This window comes from Staphylococcus microti, assembly GCF_000934465.1.
GTDB classification, from domain to species: domain Bacteria; phylum Bacillota; class Bacilli; order Staphylococcales; family Staphylococcaceae; genus Staphylococcus; species Staphylococcus microti.
On the sequence record NZ_JXWY01000033.1, the window covers coordinates 103,725 to 127,198 of the forward strand.

Annotated in this window: 18 protein-coding genes, 1 tRNA gene and 1 riboswitch; of the genes, 13 read left to right on the top strand and 6 right to left on the bottom strand. The window is 39.0% G+C overall.

Annotation, left to right across the window (positions count from 1 at the left end):
* The first annotated feature begins 117 nt into the window (after nucleotides 1–117).
* From TP70_RS05340 to TP70_RS05350, 3 genes are all read left to right on the top strand, one after another.
* The gene (locus TP70_RS05340; RefSeq protein ID WP_044360141.1) at nucleotides 118–1,014 is read left to right on the top strand and encodes a PLP-dependent cysteine synthase family protein; all 897 of its coding nucleotides are present in this window, start codon (nucleotides 118–120) and stop codon (nucleotides 1,012–1,014) included.
* Nucleotides 1,015–1,017: 3 nt separating this feature from the next.
* Nucleotides 1,018–2,172: a bifunctional cystathionine gamma-lyase/homocysteine desulfhydrase gene (locus TP70_RS05345; protein ID WP_044360142.1), complete on the top strand. Its 1,155-nt coding sequence runs from the start codon at nucleotides 1,018–1,020 to the stop codon at nucleotides 2,170–2,172.
* 337 nt (nucleotides 2,173–2,509) lie between these two features.
* Entirely contained in the window at nucleotides 2,510–3,508 is a 999-nt protein-coding gene (locus tag TP70_RS05350; RefSeq protein WP_044360143.1) for a LysM peptidoglycan-binding domain-containing protein, read from the top strand.
* Nucleotides 3,509–3,562: 54 nt separating this feature from the next.
* Here the strand turns inward: TP70_RS05350 and TP70_RS05355 are convergent, their stop codons facing one another.
* A complete protein-coding gene (locus TP70_RS05355) occupies nucleotides 3,563–3,835 on the bottom strand; it encodes a hypothetical protein (protein WP_044360144.1) in 273 nt (90 codons plus the stop codon).
* 373 nt (nucleotides 3,836–4,208) lie between these two features.
* Between TP70_RS05355 and isaB the strand changes: the two genes are divergently transcribed.
* From isaB to TP70_RS05375, 4 genes are all read left to right on the top strand, one after another.
* Entirely contained in the window at nucleotides 4,209–4,733 is a 525-nt protein-coding gene (gene isaB / locus TP70_RS05360; RefSeq protein ID WP_044360145.1) for an immunodominant staphylococcal antigen IsaB family protein, read from the top strand.
* Between the two features lie 127 nt (nucleotides 4,734–4,860).
* Nucleotides 4,861–5,292 carry an HTH domain-containing protein gene (locus TP70_RS05365; protein ID WP_052502878.1) on the top strand — a complete coding sequence of 144 codons (432 nt, stop codon included), beginning with the start codon at nucleotides 4,861–4,863 and terminating at the stop codon, nucleotides 5,290–5,292.
* Between the two features lie 88 nt (nucleotides 5,293–5,380).
* The gene (locus TP70_RS05370; RefSeq protein WP_142382305.1) at nucleotides 5,381–5,662 is read left to right on the top strand and encodes a hypothetical protein; all 282 of its coding nucleotides are present in this window, start codon (nucleotides 5,381–5,383) and stop codon (nucleotides 5,660–5,662) included.
* A gap of 104 nt (nucleotides 5,663–5,766) precedes the next feature.
* A complete protein-coding gene (locus TP70_RS05375) occupies nucleotides 5,767–6,993 on the top strand; it encodes an MFS transporter (RefSeq protein ID WP_044360147.1) in 1,227 nt (408 codons plus the stop codon).
* A 383-nt stretch (nucleotides 6,994–7,376) separates the two neighbouring features.
* On the opposite strand, the gene TP70_RS05385 is transcribed toward TP70_RS05375, so the two are convergent.
* The 3 genes from TP70_RS05385 to TP70_RS05395 all read right to left on the bottom strand — a co-directional run bounded on the left by TP70_RS05385 (nucleotide 7,377) and on the right by TP70_RS05395 (nucleotide 11,622).
* Nucleotides 7,377–9,428, bottom strand: coding sequence for a Mur ligase family protein (locus tag TP70_RS05385; RefSeq protein WP_044360149.1), 2,052 nt, complete (start codon nucleotides 9,426–9,428; stop codon nucleotides 7,377–7,379).
* 272 nt (nucleotides 9,429–9,700) lie between these two features.
* Nucleotides 9,701–10,513, bottom strand: a complete 813-nt coding sequence (locus tag TP70_RS05390) for a YibE/F family protein (RefSeq protein ID WP_044360150.1) — start codon at nucleotides 10,511–10,513, stop codon at nucleotides 9,701–9,703.
* A complete protein-coding gene (locus TP70_RS05395; RefSeq protein WP_044360151.1) occupies nucleotides 10,510–11,622 on the bottom strand; it encodes a YibE/F family protein in 1,113 nt (370 codons plus the stop codon). Before TP70_RS05395 ends, TP70_RS05390 begins: the two co-directional genes overlap by 4 nt.
* Before the next feature lie 174 nt (nucleotides 11,623–11,796).
* On the opposite strand from TP70_RS05395, the gene TP70_RS05400 reads away from it, so the two are divergent.
* The 4 genes from TP70_RS05400 to TP70_RS05415 all read left to right on the top strand — a co-directional run bounded on the left by TP70_RS05400 (nucleotide 11,797) and on the right by TP70_RS05415 (nucleotide 18,256).
* Nucleotides 11,797–11,889: transfer RNA gene (locus TP70_RS05400), tRNA-Ser, on the top strand.
* 479 nt (nucleotides 11,890–12,368) lie between these two features.
* Nucleotides 12,369–16,133, top strand: coding sequence for an SdrD B-like domain-containing protein (locus TP70_RS11970; RefSeq protein WP_084207655.1), 3,765 nt, complete (start codon nucleotides 12,369–12,371; stop codon nucleotides 16,131–16,133).
* Nucleotides 16,134–16,372: 239 nt separating this feature from the next.
* Nucleotides 16,373–18,001, top strand: coding sequence for a hypothetical protein (locus tag TP70_RS05410; protein WP_044360152.1), 1,629 nt, complete (start codon nucleotides 16,373–16,375; stop codon nucleotides 17,999–18,001).
* Between the two features lie 12 nt (nucleotides 18,002–18,013).
* A complete protein-coding gene (locus TP70_RS05415; protein ID WP_044360153.1) occupies nucleotides 18,014–18,256 on the top strand; it encodes a hypothetical protein in 243 nt (80 codons plus the stop codon).
* A gap of 70 nt (nucleotides 18,257–18,326) precedes the next feature.
* On the opposite strand, the gene TP70_RS05420 is transcribed toward TP70_RS05415, so the two are convergent.
* Both TP70_RS05420 and TP70_RS05425 read right to left on the bottom strand, forming a co-directional pair.
* A complete protein-coding gene (locus tag TP70_RS05420) occupies nucleotides 18,327–19,625 on the bottom strand; it encodes an LLM class flavin-dependent oxidoreductase (protein WP_044360154.1) in 1,299 nt (432 codons plus the stop codon).
* 41 nt (nucleotides 19,626–19,666) lie between these two features.
* Nucleotides 19,667–20,419, bottom strand: coding sequence for a 3-oxoacyl-ACP reductase (locus tag TP70_RS05425; protein WP_044360155.1), 753 nt, complete (start codon nucleotides 20,417–20,419; stop codon nucleotides 19,667–19,669).
* Between the two features lie 236 nt (nucleotides 20,420–20,655).
* Nucleotides 20,656–20,756, bottom strand: a riboswitch (TPP riboswitch).
* A gap of 205 nt (nucleotides 20,757–20,961) precedes the next feature.
* Here TP70_RS05425 and nrdD point away from each other — a divergent pair.
* Both nrdD and nrdG read left to right on the top strand, forming a co-directional pair.
* Nucleotides 20,962–22,836 (top strand): anaerobic ribonucleoside-triphosphate reductase, encoded by a 1,875-nt coding sequence (nrdD, locus tag TP70_RS05430; protein ID WP_276307491.1) that lies wholly within the window; start codon nucleotides 20,962–20,964, stop codon nucleotides 22,834–22,836.
* The gene (nrdG, locus tag TP70_RS05435; RefSeq protein WP_044360157.1) at nucleotides 22,833–23,372 is read left to right on the top strand and encodes an anaerobic ribonucleoside-triphosphate reductase activating protein; all 540 of its coding nucleotides are present in this window, start codon (nucleotides 22,833–22,835) and stop codon (nucleotides 23,370–23,372) included. The genes nrdD and nrdG overlap by 4 nt, the downstream gene beginning before the upstream one ends.
* Nucleotides 23,373–23,474: the final 102 nt, after the last annotated feature.

Sequence of the window (23,474 nt, forward strand, 5' to 3'; positions counted from 1 at the left end):
ATGTAACTCTATTGTAAAAAGGAAAACACGCAATATAAAGTATATAGATTGAATTATTTATAAATATAGCATATAATCCTTATTGATTAACTAGGTTTTATAAAAGGGGTTCATGCTGTGAATACGATTGATTTAATAGGTAATACACCGCTCGTACAGTTACAACATTATAGTACAGAGCATGTACGCATTTATGCCAAGCTGGAGATGCATAATCCGGGTGGTAGTGTCAAAGACCGTCTTGGTAAGCATTTGATTGAACGTGCGCTAGAGAAAGGGGCACTTGAACGAGGGGGGCAACTCGTAGAAGCAACAGCAGGTAATACAGGAATTGGGCTTGCACTTGTTGCGACACAATACGATATTGATTGTGTCATCTTTGCACCAGAAGGCTTTGCTGAAGAGAAAATAGAGATTATGCGTGCACTCGGTGCGACGATATATCGTACGCCTAAGACGGAAGGTATGCTTGGCGCGCGTTGTGCAGCACAAGACTATGCCGATTCGACAGGTGCGTATTATACAAATCAATTTGAAACGGACGATAATCCTGGGGCATATAAAGAAACATTGGCACAAGAGTTGCTGCGAGAACTGCCGACAATAAATTATTTTGTGGCAGGTGCTGGTTCTGGTGGGACTTTTTCAGGTGTATCAGAAGTGATGCAAGCACACGGTGTAAAATCTGTCGTTGTGGAACCGGTCGGCTCTATTTTAAGTGGCGGTGTGAAAGGGGCGCATGACACAGAAGGTATTGGCGTGGAAGCGTGGCCACCGTTTTTAGATAAACGTTGGATCGAGCGTGTCGAAGTTGTGCCAGATGATGTCGCATTTCGCCATGTGCGAGCATTGGCTAAGAACGAAGGCTTACTCGTCGGTAGCTCATCAGGTGCAGCGTTAGAAGGAGCATTACGTGTTGCTGAACGTATTACGCAAGGTGATATTGTCGTCGTATTTCCAGATGGTAGTGATCGCTATATGTCAAAACAGATATTTCAATATGGAGGCGTTTAAATTATGAAGAAAAAGACATTATTAATTCACGGTGGTCAAACAACAGATCCATATACAGGTGCGGTAACAACACCTATTTATCAAACAAGTACATACGAACAAGACGGTATTGGTTCATTACGTCAAGGTTTTGAATATTCACGTACCGCAAACCCAACACGTTCATCATTAGAGTCAGTGATTGCAGATTTAGAACATGGGAAACATGGTTTTGCATTCGGCTCTGGTGTTGCGGCGATTAGTGCGGTCATTATGTTGTTGGATCAAGGTGACCATATTATCGTTGGTTCGGACGTATACGGTGGTACGTATCGTGCGATGACAAAAGTATTCCAACGTTATGGTATTTCATTCGACTTTGTGAATACGACAGATGTTCAAAACATTGCTGATAAAATCGCTGATAACACGAAAATGATTTTTATCGAAACACCGTCTAACCCATTACTGCGTGTGACAGATATTAAAGCGGTCAGTGACTTGGCACGTCAGCACGATATTTTAACAGTGGTTGATAATACATTTATGACACCGTACTTCCAAACACCATTAACACTTGGTGCAGACATTGTGTTACATTCTGCGACGAAATATTTAGGTGGGCATAGTGATGTGGTCGCAGGACTTGTTGCAGTCAAAGATGATGAACTTGCTGAACGTATTGGATTTATTCAAAACTCAACAGGTGGTATTTTAGGACCACAAGATAGCTATTTAGTTGTACGTGGTATGAAGACGCTTGGCTTGAGATTAGATCAAATTGAAAAGAATACATTAGCGATGGTGTCTATGCTACAAGAACATCCAAATGTGTTGAAAGTATACCACCCAAGTCAAAAAGACCATTTAAATCACGACGTGCATCAAGCGCAAACAGAGGGGTCACCGGGTATCGTATCATTCGAAGTGGCAGATGTTGAACAAGCGAAAGCACTTGTAACGAAAACACGTTATTTCACATTGGCAGAGAGTTTAGGTGCTGTAGAAAGTTTAATTTCTGTCCCTAGCTTGATGACACATGCGTCTATTCCAGCTGATGTACGTGCTAAAGAAGGCATTGCAGATGGTCTTGTTCGTTTATCATTAGGTATTGAAGATACTGAGGATTTAGTAGCAGATTTACAACAAGCATTAGATACGTTAACGTCACATAAATAATGAAGCATATTAAACGTTGAGAAGAGGGAGTGATTCGCTTTTCTCAGCGTTTTTTTAATTAATCAATACTATTTTTATAAAATAAAGATTGTGACATAAAAAGGAATGCATTTGTGTGGCTTTGATTTAATACAATGTATCTCGTACCTATCATGACAGGGGGTATCACAAGTTGTGTTTCACACTGTTGCGTTGTGTGCGACATAGTTGTGTGGACGATCAAAACGATGCATGTTTTGTAATGAGAATGTTATATAAAAGGTATATATTTTCACATCTATTGCGTGTATAATGAAAAAATGTAAAGAATAGATATAGAGTTAAGGAGAGGGACGACGTGCGAAAAAAAGTAATTGCGGCCGTCATCGGTACATCAGCAATCTCAGCAGTTGCTGCAACGAGTGATGCAGATGCAGCGACATACCGTGTGCAGGCAGGCGACTCGTTATGGTCAATTGCCACGAAACATAATATATCCATTGCACAGCTGAAGTCATTGAATAATTTGAACTCGAACTTGATCTTCCCAAATCAAGTTTTACAAGTATCAGGTGGTAGCACGCCTGTGCGTAATACAAATACAACAACATCAGGCTCTACATATACAGTACGTAGCGGGGACTCATTAGCAGCGATTGCAGCGCGCTATGGGACAACATATCAAAATATTATGCGTTTGAATGGTTTGAACAGCTTTTTAATTTTTCCAGGACAACAACTTAAAGTAAGTGGTACAGCAGTTTCAAATCAAGCGACACAACAAACGACGAATAATGCTAGCACAGGCACTGGATCGTATTACACAGTACAACCAGGGGACTCATTGGCACTTATCGCATCAAAATATGGGACAACATATCAAAACATTATGAACTTGAACGGCTTGAGTGGTTTCTTAATTCACCCAGGTCAAAAGTTAAAAGTGAGTGGTACAGCGGTGTCAACGCAAACACAAACGCAATCATGGAACACACCATCAACAAGTTATAGTTCACCTGTATTTAATCATTCGAACTTATATGATTGGGGTCAATGTACATGGCACGTTTTCAACAAGCGTCAAGCAGCAGGCCGTCCAATCAGCACATACTGGTGGAATGCGAATGTGTGGGATGATAATGCGTTAAGAGATGGTTATACAGTTAATAACCGACCAGCTGTAGGCGCAATTTTACAATCAGACCTTGGCTACTACGGTCACGTGGCATATGTAGAACGTATCAACGCAGACGGTAGTTTGCTTGTATCAGAAATGAATTTCAACGGTGGTGTAGGTATTCAAACATACCGTACGATACCGAGTTATAGCGTATATTCATACAAATATATCCATTAATAAAAAGCAGTAAATACCTTGATTGACAGGGTGTTTACTGCTTTTAAATTTAAATTATTGATTTTGAATGGCTTTGAATTTTTCAGCTTGTGAACGGAGCTGACGGCCAAGCGAGAATAATGACCATACTTTAACAAACTTGCTTTTTGCACCTAATGAGAGATAGAAATCTAACAACATATCAGCTGCGCCAAGTCCTAATGAAAGGTAACTCAATTTTTTGTTTTTTGAGCGGTACACATAACGATTGTAGCCGTCAATCGCAATAGTTGTACCAGATAATAATGTAGATAGGACACTTAATCCTGTTTTAGATTTTTTTGCCATAATAACGTCACTCCTTAATACGTTCATAATTGTCGATACAGTATAATATATATCCTTTTTTTACGGTTGTACACATAGAAGTTGAAAATTTTTATTGAATCTCGGCGCTTTATCACAAAACATAAGGTTGTTTGTGACGTGTATGTCCTAAAAGATGTAAAGTTGTGTGAAGTTTGTTACTATAATAAGTGAAGTATATGCGTTGGTGTTATTATTTTATTTTGATAATGACGCATTTAGAAATGTTGTGATTAAGACAGTATGACAACGATGAATGTACTCGGCACTTTAGTAATATAACAGCAACCCTTCCTTTTAGGTGGTAGAGACGACATAAATTTTAGTGTTAATACAAATATGAGGAGTGAGTGGCATGAATAAATATATCAAAGCTTTAGTTGCAACAGGTGTGTCAGCAGGCTTGTTATTAGGTGGCGTGTCTGCAGTAGGTGCGACTGATCAAACAGCACAGGCTGAGACGAAAGCACCACAAAAAGCACATTACAGCTACAAAGGTGTGTTTAACCATAAAGATAACGATGCTTTGAAAGATAAATACTTCTATCAAGCATTAGCGGCTGATAATTTTAAATATGAAGGCTTACAAGTTGGAAAATCAACAAAAGCTGATGCAGATAAAGTGCTTGGCAAAAACTTGAAAGTTGTCGGTGCTGAAAATGGCATTACTTTTTATGAAAAGAACGATGTCGTTTTAGGCTTTAGTGAAGACGGACAGCTTGTTGATTTAGTCTTATTGATTGATAAAGTAAAAGACAATGAAAAAGATATTAAAGCACACGTGAACAAAGAAGCGTTCTATGATGCTGAAACAACACAAATTTCTTTCTTCCCAGGCGATGCTATCGTTATTAATAAGAAAATTCGTGATGGCCAATAATTATTAAAAAACACCCTGACACATTTTAAACTGGACCCTATAGATTAGACACTTAAAAAAGCGTCGGTCTATAGGGTTATTTTAATGTATAATTTGAGTAACTACTCTAATGACTGAGAGGTGCAAATTGATAAGTAAACGTTTATTTACTGAAAATGAAATAGCTGATTTAAAATTAAATAAGTTTGTACAAAATGTAACACCTAAAGCAATCACATATACAGAGGAATTCAGAGAACACTTTGTAGAAGAATATGAAAAAGGCAAACTTCCTTCTCAAATTTTTAGAGAAGCTGGCTTTGATACAACAATCTTAGGAGAGCGCGTTAAAAGTTTCAAAAAACGTGTACTCGCAATGAAAAAACGACCTGAAGGATTACGAGATACGAGAAAAGATAGCTCTGGTAGACTCAGATTCTCAGAAATGACACCTGAAGAAGAAATTGAATACTTAAAACATAAAATTGCGCTTCAAAATCAACAAATAGAAGCGCTAAAAAAAGCAAATTCTATCAATCGCCGTGCCTCAAAAGCTATGCGCAAGAAAAATTCGAATTGATAAATAGCTTGATTTCAAGAGACAATAACTTACTTAATATATCTTGGCTGTGTAAGATTGCCCAAGTTTCAAAATCTGGGCTTTACGCGTGGAAAAACGAGAAGAAAAGCGTATGGAACGTGAGAAAAAAGATGAAAAAGATTTTGAATTAGTTTTAGCAGTGTTTAATAAGCGAGGGTACTCTAAAGGATCAAGAAGTATTCATATGACACGCTTAACTAAAAACATAGATGATTTAATTCAAGAATTGAATATAATACAAAATAGTTTAAATGTTTTTATTATGCTATATTATCATATACATAATGACGAAAATATTAGAGGTTCTAAGTTCAGAAGCATTTACTTTAGATGTTCCTTTAGCTTCTAATATGGGTCATGACTTACATACTGTAAGACTAGTAACCGTAGTAAATCACGAAATTATGTTGAATAGAATTCGTTTCGTCACATAAAAATTGGAGGAGATGATTCATGAAATATAATTCAGTAATGAAAAACAAAGAGTTTATTATATATTTTATAGGTGTTTTTTTGTCAAATTTAGGCAATGCTTTCACAGTTTTTGTCTTTCCTTTGATGATTCTTAAAATCACTAATTCCCCTGTACATTTAGGTATATCTTCTGCATTAGTATTTTTACCATATGCATTATTAGGATTACCTGCAGGTGTTTTAATAGATAAACTCAATAAGAAAAAAATTATGCAATATGCTGATTTCATTCGTTTAATAACATATATTTCTATCCCAGTTTTTGATTATATTGGAGATTTAAGTATATATCACATCTATATCGTTTCACTGGTTTCAGGTACAGCTCTTGTTTTTCATAGTATATCTGAAATTTCCATAATCCCTAAAATTGTAGAAAAAAACCAACTTACAGAGGCGAATAGTTACATATATGCTTCTCAAAATATAGCAGAGTTTATAGGTCCCATAATTGGTGGTGTTTTATATTCTTTGACAGGTTATTCGGTATTAATTGCCATAGATTCTTTTACTTTTGTAATCTCCATCATAAGTCTAAGTTTAATAACTATTGAATATGTTAAACCTTCTAATATTAAATTAATATCTTTTAGTATGATTTTAAAGGATATAAAAATTGGAATTAGCTACATATTTAAAGATACTTTGATTAAAAATATGGCTGTAATATTAATAATCTCTAACTTAATAATTAGCCCATATTATCTTTATATTGTATTATTTGTTAAAGAAATTTTAGATAAAGGTAGTGAAACTCTAGGGATTGTATTTGGAATAGCTTCTTTAGGTGCATTACTGGGTTCTCTAGCAATAAATTATCTTCGACTACGATTGTCATTTAAAAAAATGATTATTCTTATCTTATTTACAGACTTTGTATTCAGAATGTTAATACCATTCAGTATTAATGTGTATTTCCTATCTTTGTTTTTAGCTTTTACCTATTTTACACAGGCTATATTAAACATCGCAATAATAACATTAAGACAAGAATCAACTCCAGAACATTATTTAGGTAGAGTAAATAGTGTCTTTAAAACTGCTGTATTTACTTCTCGACCAGTAGGGTTGTTCCTGGGTGGAATTATGTTAGAAAATTATAACTCATTTTGGACCTTGTTGTTGAGTTCCATAGTTTGTTTTCTAATTTTTATTTATTCATATATCAGTATGGCTTCTGAAGAAAGACATCAAAGCCATAATTAAGATTATTAGAACGATTCTTCAGAACAAACTTAAGCGCATCATGTAAGTAAGCTTCGGATAAACAAATCAATCTGAGTGTATTATAGGCCTCAAAATATGCCCACATATCGGCATTATCTGCGTCACTATAGTATCTAACCATCCAATTAGGTACCGTTCTATTGATGTGCATCAAGGTAAACTCATTAAAGCTAATCATTTTCATAATTTTATTTATTAAAACAAAAGCCCATACTCTTAGTTTTGAGTACAGGCTCACATTGCCTTAACTCCTCCTATGACACCATCATAGTGGGAGTTAATTATTTAGTTAATGGTCTTTTTTTAAAGTGTCCTTGACATAGGGGCCACTTTATTGACGTGTTGGGGTGTTTTCGTCGTTATTAGAACGTAATCAGTGATTTGAGTGATTCTGGATCTTTGTAAGATGTGAAAATAATGGTTTTGTCGCGACCTCTTATATAGCCGCTTTTGAAATCGCCACCCATAATAAATGAATTGCCAAAACGGAAGAGATCATATTGATAGTCTTTCAATATTTTGTATAAGTCATGCACAGAATAAGTTTGGCGTTCTTTCTTCATAAAACGTCCTGTTAAATTGACCGTTACACACGGATCAAAATCATATTTTTCGATTAACGCACGTGTATATTTACTGCGATTCGCAAAGTTTTCAAAGAGACGATCGGATAACTCATACAATACGGATGGATATGGACTTTGTGTAACATGCTTCAACAGTTCGTACATCGTCATCTCTCTGCCCGTATAGAATGTTTTATTGTTCGTACCCCATTCTTTCAGTGGGCGTGATGTATTTGTCACTTTTTGATCAGCCGCATAGAGATAGAAAATGAGAGGGCTTAAGCCATCTACCGTCATAGAGTTTCTATCGTTGACTGCTCTGTCAATTTCCAATGTTTCGTTATCGACAATTAAATAACTTTGTCCAAGGCGGCGCATTTCATTAAATAGTTCGTCATGTTCATACTTTGTTCTATTTGCTGATAGCACATGTGGTAACTTACGTGCAACTTCTGGGAAGTCCGTCCCACCACTTGAAGACTTCATTAACGTTACAGAATCTTCGTTACATAAGAATTTCAAGTCGTTCATCATGACTTCTTTACTTGCATACCAAGTGATGTGTTTGTTTTTAATATTGCCAACTACCGGACGCAAGTCGTTGTCTAAGCATAAAATATAGTCCGCATTCGATTCTGATAAAACTGGCACTAACTCTTGGTGGATTTCTCGAGATTTGTGTCCCAAGTCATTAATTTTACCAAGAGCAATAATTTTATTGCCTTTGAAAAAGCGTGTCTGTGTATCGAATACTTTAATCGCATTGATCATCGCAGGTAACGACGCGTTATGTGTATCATCAATCAATGTTAATTGGTGTGTCTGTGTTTGCACCGGTTTCATATTCAGTATTTTTGTGAATGGTTGGAAGTCTTTTAAGTGTTCCGCATTAACTTTCACGTTTAGTTTTTTCAATGCAAGTAGAGCAGCAAGTGTGTTAGAAATCATACCCGAACTGATTGTATTGAGTTCATATGTTTGTAGCGTGTCGTTTTCTTGAATGCCGAAGCGGACAACACCTTTTTGATATTGAATAAATTCAGGCGTTAAGTCTGCGTCTGATGATGTCGCAATAGAGTATGTGTAGACATGTTGTGTTTTTTCTGACGCTTGTTGTTTCAGAAAGTCTACAAATAATGTGTCGCCATTAATAATCGCAATGCCATCTTCAGATAAACCGTTAAACAATCTGGCTTTTAGCTTGGCAATCTCTTCAATGCTTTTGAATGATGAAAAGTGTGCAGCACCGATACCTGTCACAACTGCAACGTCTGGGCGTAAGTTTACAGCGGTGTCTTCAATATAGTTAATCGCATTTAATGACGTTTCGATTACCGCAAAGTCAGGGTTTTTCACTAATTTCAACATATTAGAGTAAATCGCACCACGAACGTTATTGTTCCCGCGGTTTTCTAATACATCATAATCTTGTAATAAGGATGCGGTAATCATACGTGTCGAACTTTTACCCATTGAACCTGTAATGGCAATGAGTGGATTCGTATATTGATTACGAATATAAATCGCTAATGTTTTTAAAGAAGCGACAGAATCCTCGATAATAATTTGTGGGATCGGGTATTTCAACCCTTGCACTTCTTTTTCCGTAATGATGAGTCCGATGTCCTCCTGCTCGAGGTTAATCATGTCATTTCCGTCGGCTGCCCCTTTACCACGACCTAAAAAGCGTGACCACGTTTCTCTGTTAGGTGAAAAGTATGCGGTTTGTTTAGAGTTAACGTAGTGAAAAATCGTTTCAAAGTCATTGATAATGTTGTCTTCATTGTGTGCATCAACGTTGATCGTTCTACCATTAAGAATAGAATTAATTTGTTTAATTGATAACATAATGTGTTACTCCTATAATAATATGAATCGTTCACTTGTAATTATATCATATCCAATTAGTTGTACAGCTTGCAATACTACTTTTGTTTAAAAATTATTTTTCTAGTTATTGTATTCAAAAAACAAATAGCGTGCAAGAAGTGGCATTGTGAAAATAACTTGTTATGTCAAGGTTTTGGATAATAATCTATATCGTTATCAAATGAAATGATGACATAAAAAAGCGTGTCGAACCATTTGAACGACACGCTTTATACTATGTTTGGATAATATTAATGTTCGTTTGAATTTTGTGCAGAAGTCGTAGAGGCGTGCGCAGGTAGGAAAGGCAAATGTGCACTGCGTTTGAGTAACCATGCCGTGACAAAGGCGGTCATCGGAATACACATTGCAATCGCAATTCCGCCAAGTGCAATTGTAATGACTTCTTGTGTGAACAGTTTGGCGTTGATCAAGTGTCCGAAACTGTAATCTAAGTTGAAAAACCAAAATAACAACGTCAAAGAGCCACCTAAAAATGCCAGATAAATCGTGTTGGCAGACGTTGCGAGAATTTCTCTACCAACACGCATGCCAGAAATGAACAGTTGACGCTGTGTTAACGTCGGATTCGTCAACTGCAACTCATAAACAGGAGAACTGATTGTAATGGCTAAGTCAATCACTGCAGCAATCACTGCTAAAATAACGGTGAAAATCATAAATTGTGTCATGTCGATACCAATATTTAATGAGAAGACATAGGTTTCGTCTTGTTCTTCAGGCGTGAATCCTTGTAAGTGTCCGAAATGTACGGAGCAATAAATGGCACCAAGCATGAGAACAGTTGTTACTAAACTGGCGATAAACGCCGCAATGGTCTTAATATTGAAACCATTGAGTAAAAACAGATTCACCGCAGCAATCAATAGGCAGAAAATAATACTCATTACATAAATAGGGGCGCCGAACATGATGAAGAGCACAGTAACAAATAAAATGACGAAATTCAAAAACAGTGTCAGAAAGGAAACCATCCCTGTTTTGCCACCAAAAAGCCACATCAGTACGCATAAGATGACCGTCAATATAAAGAGTGCATTCATTGTACGCGACCTCCTTTCCATTCGTACCAAAAGCGCATAAAGAGAATCGTTAATGGAACGGTTAACACGATGCCAATACCACCTGTCAGTGCACGACAAATTTCTAATGACCAGTTCATAGAAATACTATATGTGAGGGTATTACCATTTTTTAAAAACAGTAACAGCATCGGTAAGCCACCTGCTAAATATGAAAACAACAAGATGTTTGTCATCGTTCCCATAATATCTTTACCGATATTTTGACCCGCTTTTAGCCAGCGTTGCATGCTAATCGTTGGCGTGCGTTGCAAAATTTCATACATACCGCTTGATATTGTAATTGCCACGTCCATAACGGCGCCGAGTGTCCCAACGAGAACGGATGTTAGAAAAATCATTTTAGGTTGAACAGTTAAGAAACTCATCGTTTCGTATTTAATACCTTGGCTATTTGTAAAGGTAATAACGAGCCAAGCGATACCAACACAAATAAACGTTCCGAGTAGCGTTGCGATAACAGTCACGACAGTTCGTGTTTGCCAACCGATAACGAGCGTCAGTGTCAATATTGTCGCGAGTGTGACGGCAAGGCTCATTAATAAAAATAAGTTTAAGTTCGGGTGTTGGTTATATAACCATACAGCGATTAAAATAGCCCCCGTGTTCATCAGAAGTGAGACGATGGACTGTAAGCCAATGCGTTCGCCAATAATCAATAGTGAAAGTAAGAACACACTGACAATTGTTACAACAAGTGTGTCTCGCTTTTTCTCAACAATATAAGCGTCGCCATTAGATGCATTGACGTGTAGTAACAGACGATCGCCTTTGTGATAAGGCTGAGCCTCGGTATGAGAAGCATTATATTGATGTTCTACTTGAACAGTTTCGCCTTTTTTGGACGTATTTAAAAGTTTGATTGCGAGTTTGTCTGTATAATGTGTATCTCGATTGTGTTGTGCATCTACCGTATGTTTACTTTGATGGTCAACCACTTGTGTGACTTCTCCGATAGGTGTTTGATAGAACGTTGCGTTATAACGTGTAAAGAGAATCATCGCAATTGCTAAAATAAAGCAAAGACTTATTGCGATACGCCAAGGTTTTTGAAATAATCGACGAACCAAATGATTTCGCTCCTCTCGTGATGAAAATGAATAAAATAAGCGTATCTTAGTAAAGGCGGAATATCAAATGGTAGCATTGTAAAGCCTTTATGAACGAGGTGTGAAATTTTTTTGAAAAATAGTGTTGACATTGTACGCTGGCTATAATATTATAGTTATTGTGTTCGATGACATGGAGGAATACCCAAGTCCGGCTGAAGGGATCGGTCTTGAAAACCGACAGGGGCTTAACGGCTCGCGGGGGTTCGAATCCCTCTTCCTCCGCCATTAAAAGTAAAATCCAAGACTAAATAGATAAAAAGTACTGGAATATTCCAGAACACAGAAAAGAAGTTTCTCATGAAAGCATGAGGAGCTTCTTTTTTTCGTCTTTATAGACATGTGTAGGGTTGTCGTTCACAATCTCTTTGGCAAGACGGATGTGTTATGTGTACCCCAAATAAAAAGGATCTACAACACGTAATTACTTTCGTGCAAAAGCTCTAAAGTTTAATTCATATTTTATTTAGTCTGAAACCAAATATTATAAGTTACTAAAAATATGATGTTGCAAGAACAAGTATTGAACAATATATACTGGTTTTAATTACATATTTTCGAGATGAATCTATCCTTCTGTGCAGTTTAAAGATTTTACAAAACAATAGTTTTTTATTACTTCTTTTGGCATTATCAAAAACTATAAGTTGTTAGACAAAAGTATTTTTAACAACTTGAGTTACAAGTGAAGCGGGAGGAATGTAATAATGACACAGAAGAAAAAACCTGGCAGTCATAGACTTGACTTTTTGCCTAACAGGTTGAATAAGTATTCGATTAGAAAATTCACAGTAGGCACAGCATCTATTTTAGTAGGTGCAACTTTGTTATTTGGATTAAATGAAGAAGCGAGAGCGGATGAAGTGACAGACGGCACAAGTGCTGCAGCTCAAGAAGTTGGCGATGCACAAGGGGAAGCACCTGTTACAGAAGCGTCAGTAGAAAATAACGAAGTAGCTGAAGAAACATCTGATGTATCAACAAATGCAGAAGATACAGCAGTTGAAGCAGAAACAACAAGTGATGAAGTAACAGAACCAGTCGTGAAAGAAACGCCAGCGACTGAAGATGAAACACCTGTTGCTGATGAAGCAGTGACTAAAGAAGTTGCTGAGTCAGCTCATGACAAAACGGAAACAACTGAAAAAGAAACAACAAATGTTGAACCTAAAACAGAAGCGGTTGTTCAATCAGTAGAGGCGCCAAAAGCTGCAACGAGAACAACAAGCACGCGTTCAATTACGCATGGTACAGCTTTCCGTGCAGCTGGTAATGCAACGAATGAAGGGTCTGGGCAACTTGTAAACGATGCAGTTGTCATGGACGGTTTCAAGATTGATAACGAACCTTTCTATCCAAACAGTGGGGATTCATTAAACTTTAGTGGTAAATTTAGAGTTGAAGGCAGTGTTCGAGAAAATGACTACTTTACGTTTGTTATTCCACATAATTTAAGTCTTGATGGTGACATCGACTATTCAAATATTAATAATACGTATGTGTTACCTGATTTATATAGTAAGACTGGGGAAGTTGTTGCGAAAGGTTACTACGATACAGTAAGTAAAGTCGGTAAATACTTCTTCACAGACTATGTAAACGACAAAGACGATGTTTCAGGTCAATTTACATTACCAATTTTCTCAGATCGTATGAATTCACAGAGAAATGGTGTATATAACGTTGACTTTGATATGGCCGGCGAACATTACAGAGGAAATGTAGAGATTGATTACGGTAATCCTGCGCAAGGTCATGACGTATACTTTGGTGCGAATACAACATCGACAATTACAGATATTGATGTGGATTCAGGTAAAAATGAATACAAACAAACCGTTTACGTTAACCCAATGGGTCATGATGCAAGAGGCACAATGTTAACAATTCAAGGTTACAAAGAAGACCCAACGAAGAGTGCAACAGTAATTAGCCAAGATAAAACGAATTTAAGAATCTATGAAGTGAAAGATAGAACAAAAATCACAGATAGTTACTATATTGATCCAAATAACCCTAACTACATTGATGTGACAGATGATGTGTTACCGTATGTAACGTACAACAACGACAACTCATTAAGCATCAACTTTGGTGATATTACTAAAACATACGCAATCACTGTTGACGGTCACTATGTGAAAAATGGTGAAAATGTGCGTACACGTGTCATCATGGAAACAGTAGAACGTGAGACAGGCGATAGAAGTTCTTTCTACTGGGATAATGAAAACTTCATGTATTCTGGTTCGGGTAATGCGGACGGTAACCAACATAGAGAACCAAAAGTAAGATTAGGTGACTATGTATGGGAAGATACAAATAAAGACGGTGTCCAAGATGTTAATGAACGCGGGATTGCCGGTGTAACGGTTATTTTGAAAAATGATCGTGGCGAAGAAATCGACCGTACAACGACAGACCATAGCGGTAGATATATCTTTGAAGAATTAGACAAAGGTTTTTACACAGTCGAATTTGAAACGCCAGAAGGTTATGTGCCAACAGGTGTAAATCAAGGTGGCAACTACGAAAAAGACTCAGATGGTCTTGTAGTTGAAGTTGATCTTGAAGAAGATGATTTATCAATCGACTCAGGTTTCTATAAAGATGATTCTGATGCAGATGCAGATTCTGATGCGGACTCAGATTCGGACAGTGACTCGGATTCAGATAGCGACTCTGACTCAGATAGTGACTCAGATTCGGACAGCGACTCAGACTCAGATTCAGACAGTGATTCGGATTCAGACAGTGATTCGGATTCAGACAGCGACTCTGACTCAGACAGTGACTCTGACTCAGATTCAGACAGTGATTCCGACTCAGACAGCGACTCAGACTCAGATAGTGACTCGGATTCAGACAGTGATTCCGACTCAGACAGCGATTCTGACTCAGATAGCGACTCGGATTCCGATAGTGATTCAGATTCAGACAGCGACTCCGATTCGGACAGTGATTCGGATTCAGACAGCGACTCCGACTCAGATAGCGACTCAGATTCGGATAGTGATTCCGACTCCGATAGCGACTCGGATTCAGATTCAGACAGTGACTCCGACTCAGATTCAGACAGTGACTCAGATTCAGACAGCGACTCAGACTCAGATAGCGACTCGGATTCAGACAGCGATTCTGACTCAGACAGTGACTCAGATTCGGACAGTGATTCGGACTCAGATAGCGACTCCGATTCGGACAGTGATTCGGATTCGGATAGTGATTCCGACTCCGATAGCGACTCAGATTCGGATAGTGATTCCGACTCCGATAGTGACTCGGATTCAGATAGCGATTCCGACTCGGATAGCGACTCAGACTCAGACAGCGACTCGGATAGCGACTCAGACTCAGACAGCGACTCGGATAGCGACTCAGACTCAGACAGCGACTCGGATAGCGATTCCGACTCAGATAGCGACTCGGACTCAGATAGTGATTCAGACTCAGACAGTGACTCAGATTCAGATAGTGATTCAGACTCAGACAGCGACTCCGACTCAGATAGTGACTCAGATTCCGATAGTGACTCTGACTCAGACAGTGATTCCGATTCAGACAGTGACTCTGACTCAGACAGTGACTCAGATTCAGACAGTGACTCCGACTCGGACAGTGACTCCGACTCGGACAGTGACTCCGACTCGGATAGCGATTCCGACTCAGACAGTGATTCTGACTCAGATAGCGACTCAGACTCAGACAGTGACTCGGATTCAGATAGCGATTCCGATTCAGACAGCGATTCAGACTCAGACAGTGATTCCGATTCAGACAGCGACTCAGACTCAGACAGTGATTCAGACTCAGACAGCGACTCAGATTCGGACAGTGACTCGGATTCAGACAGCGACTCTGACTCAGATAGTGACTCAGACTCAGATAGCGATTCGGATTCAGATAGCGATTCAGACTCAGATAGTGACTCAGACTCAGATAGCGATTCGGATTCGGACAGTGATTCGGACTCAGATAGCGACTCCGACTCAGATAGTGACTCGGATTCAGACAGCGATTCTGACTCCGACAGTGATTCAGACTCAGATAGCGATTCAGACTCAGATAGTGACTCTGACTCCGACAGTGACTCTGACTCAGATAGCGACTCCGATTCAGACAGTGATTCAGACTCAGATAGCGACTCTGATTCAGACAGTGACTCTGACTCCGACAGTGACTCTGACTCAGATAGCGATTCAGACTCAGATAGTGACTCTGATTCCGATAGTGACTCAGACTCAGATAGCGACTCTGATTCGGACAGCGATTCTGACTCAGATAGTGATTCAGACTCAGATAGCGATTCAGACTCAGATTCAGATGCTGATGCAGACCATGAGAAAGATTCACATGATCATGCATTACCTGAAACTGGTTCAGCTAGTCAAAATGCGACATTGTTTGGTTCATTGTTTGCCGCTGTAGGTTCTCTATTCTTAGTAGGATCACGTCGCAGAAAAAATAAATAGTATAAGATGTAATATTTGTGGATGTTTTGAAGATTTCATATGATGGTCAGTGATATAAGGGTGCATATGACTGATATAAGTTAAATACTTTTTAACGACATCAATGTATTTTCATTATGGGTTACGGTGTATTACAGTTAAGAGTGAGGCATTTTGGTGTCTCACTCTTTCTATTAAGGATTGCAGAAATGCGCAAATACTTGTAAAGTATAGTAAATGATACTTAAAGGAGAAAAGATATGGCTTTAGAAAACAACATTCAAGAACTTGTCAAAACGATTGATCAAGAGGCGTTGGCATACGATTATGTTTTCATTAGCTTGGGCATCCCTGATGTGAAAGCACAAGTGCGCCTTTTTAAAAATCGACGTTATCTTGATAGAGATATTAATAAGTTCTGCCAAAAGTTTAGAGAGAAGGTTGGCAAATTTCCACAATGGATTAAAGTGGATATTGTGACAGAAACAGAATCCGTGTTGTTTGATGATATTGCGGAAACATTAGTTCAAACACGTCGTAACTATGTAGACTTCGGTGTGGCACTGGATAAAAACTGGTACCTGACATTCTTACCAGAAGAAATTAATGCGAATGCGTTTGTACGTCCTAGAAAAGGAACGAAAGAATTTTACTTATCAGAAGAAAACGTTAACAACTACATGAAAAAATATACGAGTCATCGTAGAAAGTTCAGCATTGCGGCATATAAAGGCAAAATGGTAACGAAGTTCTATACACAAGGCTTTATTTTTGATGGTGAAGGTGTGTACAAACTTCATAGCAAAGGTTATCAAAAGAACCTACGTATTGTAGAAGATTTGAACGTTGAGATGGATCGTTTAATCGGGCATAGTACATCGTTCTTAGAAGGCATGTTGCAAGAGAATGGCCGCTACATTTACGGCTACTTCCCACATTTCGATAATACGATTAACTTCTATAATATGTTACGTCACTCTTCATCAACGTATTCGCTTATTGAAGGTTTATCGTACTTAAATAAAGATTTGGCACCGGCTGAACGTGCGATTGAATATGTGATTGACAATTACATTGCGACGGACGAAACAGGTGCGAAGTTTGTGTTTGACGATACTGAAAATATTAACGAAATCAAACTCGGTCAAAATGCGGCGTTTATCTTTACAGTTTGTGAATATTTGAAACACGGCGGTCAGAATAAACACTACTTGAAGCATGCGCAAGGTGTTGCGGAAGGTATTTTGAAAATGATTAACCCAGATACGGGTGAAACGGTGCATATTTTGAATTATCCAGACTTCAAAATGAAAGAAAAATTCCGTATCGTGTATTATGATGGTGAGGCAGCGTTAGGTTTATTACGTCTATATCAACAAGATAATGACACGCGTTGGCTTAAAACGGTTCAAACACTTTTTGAACATTTCATCAAAAATGATTATTGGAAGTATCATGACCATTGGCTTGGTTATTGTACGAACGAATTGGTACAAGTCGTTCCAGAAGAGAAATATTTCCGATTCGGTATTAACAACGTAAGTTCATACTTGGATTATATGAAACAAAGGGAAACAACATTCCCAACGTTCTTAGAGATGTTAATGGCGACGTATCATTTAGTTGAAAAGGCGAAAACATCAGGTTATCAGCACTTGGTAGATGAACTGTTAGACGAAGAGAAGTTTTTAGATACGATTCATACACGTGCAGATTATGAGCGTACAGGCTTTTTCTATCCGGAAATTGCGATGTACTTCAAAAAGCCGAGTCGCATTTTAAATAGTTTCTTTATTAAGCACCATGGTTATCGTGTGCGAATCGATGATATTGAACATTACTTATCAGGTTATGTACAATATCAACATGTATTCAAAAAAGCGGAATAAGGAGCTAGACAGATGACGCAAGAAAAGGTCAAAACAGAAGATCACGTAGAAAAACATGAAGATCCGAACGCAGATATTAACAAAGAGATTGAAGCTGAGTTATTAGCGTATTTGGAAAACGGAGAAGAAGAAGAGAAGAAAGAAAAGAAAAAATATAAATCCGCCATGTTTATTACGATGCTGATTATTTTAATTCTTTATTTAGCGAAATTAAGCAGAAAGATGTTTTTCATTTACTTCGGATTCTTTTATTAGTCCGTTATAGCGTTAAAAAAGAGACCATACACATTAGATGGATGATGTGTACGGTCTCTTTTTGTGTGCTTTACAATTGAAGATGTCCTCGGAAGGTGTTGCTTGTATAACGTGTCCGGTACAATCCACGACGTTGTAATTCCGGGACAACCATTGTGACAAAGCCTTCTAGGCTGTCGGGTAAGACCGGTGGCATTAAATTAAAGCCATCTGCCACGCCTTCATCTAGCCATGTTTCCATCGTATCGACAATCTCTTCAGGTGTACCGATAAGTGTGAGATGTCCGCCCCCTGCGTTCAGATAACCGAGTAGTTCACGCACGGTCGGATCTTTATCACGAATAATCGCAAGAATCGTTTCATAGCGACCGATCGGCCCTGTAAATGATTCGACAGGTGGGAGTGTGGGTACTTTGTCATCCAAATTCCAAGTGCTACAGTCTTGTTGAACGAAGAAGCTCAGTTGTTGTAAAGCGGTTTCGATAGGAAGAGCATTATCTAATGCCTGCTTTTTAGCCAGCGCTTCTTCATGCGTTTTGCCTACGTAAGTGACGAGTCCAGGGAAAATTTTAATATGACGTTCGTCATTGTTTTGTGCCAATTGTGTATCAAGACGTTGACGAAAACGGCGTGCTTGATCAATGTTCCAAGACACCGAATAGACGGCATCTGCGTATTTCGCTGCCAGTGCAACGCCTTGTTCTGAAGCACCTGCTTGCATTGCGACAGGTTTCCCTTGAGGACTTGCTGGTGTTGTCAAAGGTCCTCTAACCTTAAAATGTGTACCGTGATGATTAATAGGTTGTACATCGTGCGCATGGATGACTCGATTCGTATCACGTTCGTGGACAAAGTCTTGCGTATGCCATGAAGTGAAAAGTTGATTCACCACATGGGCAAATTCATCCGCTTTTTTGTAGCGTGCATCGTGATTCGGTAGTGCCGGCATGTTGTGATTTTGCGCCTCTAAGTCTGTCATAGATGTCACCAAGTTCCATCCGACACGTCCACCAGTTATATGATCTAGGCTGAGTAATTGTCTTGCGGTTGTAAAAGGATTCGCAAAAGTGCTTGAAATCGTTGAAACTAAGCCAATATGTGTCGTCACTTGTGAAATAGCTGTCAGATTGATGACTGGATCGAACCAAAAAGCGGGCAATTCGGTGTCTGTTTTAGCAGGGAATGATTGGTTATCTGCAAAAAAGACGGCATCTAACAAGCCTTTTTCTGCCAGTTGTGCTAATGATTGATAATACGTCACATCGCCTAGTCGCTCAATAGACGAATCGGGCATGCGCCATGCTGCCTGATGATGTCCACAGCCGTAAAGCAACACACCGATGTGAAGCTGTTGCGTAGTGGGTGTCATAATTCGTACAGACTCCTTTCAATATGTGTATTTTCAACAAATTAGTTCATCGTCAAGCCACCATCAACGGTAATGTTCTGACCGGTAATCCCTTTGGCTTGTTCGGAAGCGAGATACACAACCATATTTGCAACGTCTTGTGGTGTCGTCACTTTGCGTAGTGGTGTTGTTTGTGCGATTAAATCAAATACTTCAGGTGTTGTTACGGCGCTTGCATCAGTCGTTTTTAACAGACCACCGGATACGACATTCGCGTTAATGCCATGTTGTCCAAGTTCTGCAGCAATGTTACGTGTGAAGCCAATGAGTGCGGCTTTGGCAGTCGTGTATTCATGGTAAGGTACGACAGGATTTTGATATAAGTTGGTACCGATACTAATAATCGTACCGCTTTGTCGTTGGATCATCTGTGGTAGGACACTTTGCGTTGTGTTAAACGCTGCTTTTAATGTCCCGTCGAGCTGTCCTTGATAGTCCGACCAATTTAAGTCTTTAAAAGCTTTTTGAGCAGTTGGATCAAATTTGAAATTGACGAGCGCATTGTTGATAACGACATCAATTTGACCAAAATGAGCGGTTGCTTGTTTGACGAGTGCGTCTACTTGTGCACGATCTGTCACATCAGCTTGTATTGCTAGTGCATGTGATGTACCAATGTCAGCGACAACCTCCTGTGCTGCTGCTTCACTTGTATGATAATTCACGATGACGTTGTATCCTTGTTCCCCTAATGTGCGTGCAATTGTCGCACCAAGACCTCGACTCGCCCCAGTGACTAATACGGTTTTTGTCATATGAAACACTCCTTTTACAGTTTGAAAGGCATAAAAAAATACGCAACTCCTAACAAGGAAAGTTGCGCATCGTATCGTACGACAATCATAAGATAAAACAAACGCCTCAGTTAGGACGCTTAATACTATGATTGCCGAAATTCATCGCTGTGGTATCGTTAGGTTGAGATAATACAAAAGCATCGTCTATCAGAAAGACGTGGTTTTGTTCGATTTTATCTCAATCGCTACAAGTTGTTCATCGATTGACACTTTCCTCCGCTAGTATGACCTAGTTCAGGTTCAAAGGGTTTGAGGTTGCCCTCATCTCAGTTCGTAAACACCCCTAGTGCTATTCTTTTATAGTTTCAATGTAACGAATAATGTATAGAGCGTCAAGCTGTGATGTAAAAGGGTGGATTGCGCACAGTCAACTTGTGCGTATAAAAATTGTGCAAAATTGAAAGTTCACATAACGTTCTCAAAGAAATGACAAATCAGTTAACGCCGGTTTTTTAAGTTGAAAATACAATATATAGTATCTAACATAGTATTCAGACACTATATATAGAGAGAAGCGTGAATGTATGACACAATTAGAAAAAGATCTTCAAGGGTTGATGACGAAAGATCCGAAGATTGTAAATGAAAATGCCAATAAAGACAGTCAAACATTTGCAACGATGCGCGATCTAACAGCAGGTGTAGTTTCTAAGTCTTATGGCTTACAATATCTTTTGCCCGAACATGTTGCAGCTGCACATCAATCGGGAGATATTCATTTTCACGATTTAGATTATCATCCTTTTCAACCGTTAACGAATTGCTGTTTGATTGATGCACAAGGAATGTTAGCGAATGGTTTTCAAATCGGCAATGCACATGTGACATCACCTAAATCGATTCAGACAGCGGCAGCACAGTTAGTCCAAATGATTGCGAACGTTTCGAGCAGTCAGTACGGGGGTTGTACGATAGACCGTATAGATGAAGTATTAAGCACATACGCGATACATAATGAACGTAAACATCGAGCAATGGCTGAAAAGTATGTCAGCCCAGAACAAATTGAGCGTTATGTGGACGAACAAGTGACACAAGATATTTTTGCGGCGATTGAGAGCTTGGAATATGAAGTGAACACGCTTTACACATCTAACGGACAGACGCCTTTTGTGACGTTTGGCTTTGGTTTAGGTACGGACGAGATGAGTCGCAAAATTCAACAGGCGATTTTGCAGACACGTATTAAAGGATTGGGCAAAGATCGTGTGACAGCGATTTTCCCAAAACTCGTTTTTTCTATTAAAAAGGGTGTAAACTTCGCGCCGGAAGACCCGAATTATGATGTGAAGCAACTGGCACTGGAATGTTCGATGAAGCGTATGTATCCGGATATTTTGAACTATGACAAGACGGTAGAACTTTTAGGGGATTTCAAAGCGCCGATGGGATGTCGTTCGTTCCTACCTGCATGGCAAAATGAAGACGGAGAATATGAAAATAGTGGTCGCTGTAACTTAGGCGTGGTGACACTGAATTTACCGCGTATTGCATTGGAATCTCAAGGCGACAAAGCGCGTTTCTGGGAAATTTTTACAGAACGTATGGCGATATTACATGATGCGCTTGCCTTTCGTATTGAACGTGTGAAACAAGCGGAGCCGAACAATGCACCGATTTTATACAAGCATGGGGCGTTTAAACATCGCTTACAAGAACAAGATGATGTGTTTACATTGTTTAACAAGCAACGTGCGACGATTTCGATGGGTTATATCGGTCTTTACGAAGTGGCAACGGTTTTCTACGGGCCAGAGTGGGAGACGAATCCTGAAGCGAAAGCCTTTACGTTAGATATTTTAAAAGCGATGCGTGATTATCAGCATGAATGGACGGCGCAACATGATGTGTGGTTTAGCATTTATAGTACGCCGAGTGAATCTTTAACAGATCGTTTTTGCCGTTTGGATTACGATAAGTTTGGTGCAGTGGCCGATGTGACAGATAAAGGCTATTATCAAAACTCTTTCCACTATGATGTGCGTAAAGATGTGACGCCTTTTGAAAAGTTAGACTTTGAACAAGACTATCCATATTATGCGAGCGGTGGCTATATTCATTATTGCGAATATCCGAAGTTAGACCATAATAGAAAAGCGTTGGAAGCGGTATGGGACTATTCGTATGACCGTGTGAGCTACTTAGGCACGAATATTCCGATTGATCATTGTTATGAGTGTGACTTTGAAGGGGATTTTGAGACGACCGATACCGGTTATCGCTGTCCACATTGTGGCAATCAAAACCCTGAAACGGTTGATGTTGTGAAGCGAACATGTGGTTATCTTGGCAACCCAGTACAACGCCCAACGATTGCGGGAAGACACAAAGAAATTTGTGCCCGTGTCAAACATATGAAAGTACCGAAGTCATGAAAGGCGCACTATTAACGCAAGGATCAGGATATGTCGCTAAAATTGAAAGCCATAGCTTTGTGGATGGCGAAGGGGTACGTTGTAGCTTATACGTATCCGGTTGCCCATTTCGCTGTCCCGGTTGTTACAATGTTGCCGCTCAACACTTTCGTTATGGCGAACCGTTTACTGATGACGTTATCGCAGAAGTGATCTTAGCTTGTGAACCGTCGTATATTTCAGGGCTGAGTATTTTAGGTGGCGAACCCTTTTGTAACTTAGCCGTGATTGCGCCATTAATTCGAGCATTTCGAGAGCGCTTTGGCCATACGAAGAACATATGGGTATGGACGGGGTATCAGTTAGAGTATTTATGGCGTCAACACGATGAACGTACGGCTTTATTACACGAAATTGATATGCTTGTTGACGGGATGTTTATTCAAACGTTATACCGTCCTAACTTAGCGTATCGTGGTTCGCTTAACCAGCGTGTGATTCATCTTCCGACATATATTGAAACGCAATCGGTCGCACAAGCGATTTATGTTGAGTAATATATATTTTATGGAAAACTGAATAATTTTATCGGAATTTCTAGAAAAAGCATTGACTATCAGAATTTTCTGATATATTATAGCTGTATCATTTAAACAATT

Excerpts from the sequence above, each read along its gene's own strand:
- isaB (WP_044360145.1), top strand. The coding sequence starts at position 4,209 with ATGAATAAATATATCAAAGCTTTAGTTGCAACAGGTGTGTCAGCAGGC.
- TP70_RS05410 (WP_044360152.1), top strand. The coding sequence starts at position 16,373 with ATGGCTTTAGAAAACAACATTCAAGAACTTGTCAAAACGATTGATCAA.
- nrdG (WP_044360157.1), top strand. The coding sequence starts at position 22,833 with ATGAAAGGCGCACTATTAACGCAAGGATCAGGATATGTCGCTAAAATT.
- TP70_RS05345 (WP_044360142.1), top strand. The coding sequence starts at position 1,018 with ATGAAGAAAAAGACATTATTAATTCACGGTGGTCAAACAACAGATCCA.
- TP70_RS05355 (WP_044360144.1), bottom strand. The coding sequence starts at position 3,835 with ATGGCAAAAAAATCTAAAACAGGATTAAGTGTCCTATCTACATTATTA.
- TP70_RS11970 (WP_084207655.1), top strand. The coding sequence starts at position 12,369 with ATGACACAGAAGAAAAAACCTGGCAGTCATAGACTTGACTTTTTGCCT.
- TP70_RS05415 (WP_044360153.1), top strand. The coding sequence starts at position 18,014 with ATGACGCAAGAAAAGGTCAAAACAGAAGATCACGTAGAAAAACATGAA.
- TP70_RS05375 (WP_044360147.1), top strand. The coding sequence starts at position 5,767 with ATGAAATATAATTCAGTAATGAAAAACAAAGAGTTTATTATATATTTT.
- TP70_RS05385 (WP_044360149.1), bottom strand. The coding sequence starts at position 9,428 with ATGTTATCAATTAAACAAATTAATTCTATTCTTAATGGTAGAACGATC.
- TP70_RS05425 (WP_044360155.1), bottom strand. The coding sequence starts at position 20,419 with ATGACAAAAACCGTATTAGTCACTGGGGCGAGTCGAGGTCTTGGTGCG.
- TP70_RS05390 (WP_044360150.1), bottom strand. The coding sequence starts at position 10,513 with ATGAATGCACTCTTTATATTGACGGTCATCTTATGCGTACTGATGTGG.
- TP70_RS05420 (WP_044360154.1), bottom strand. The coding sequence starts at position 19,625 with ATGACACCCACTACGCAACAGCTTCACATCGGTGTGTTGCTTTACGGC.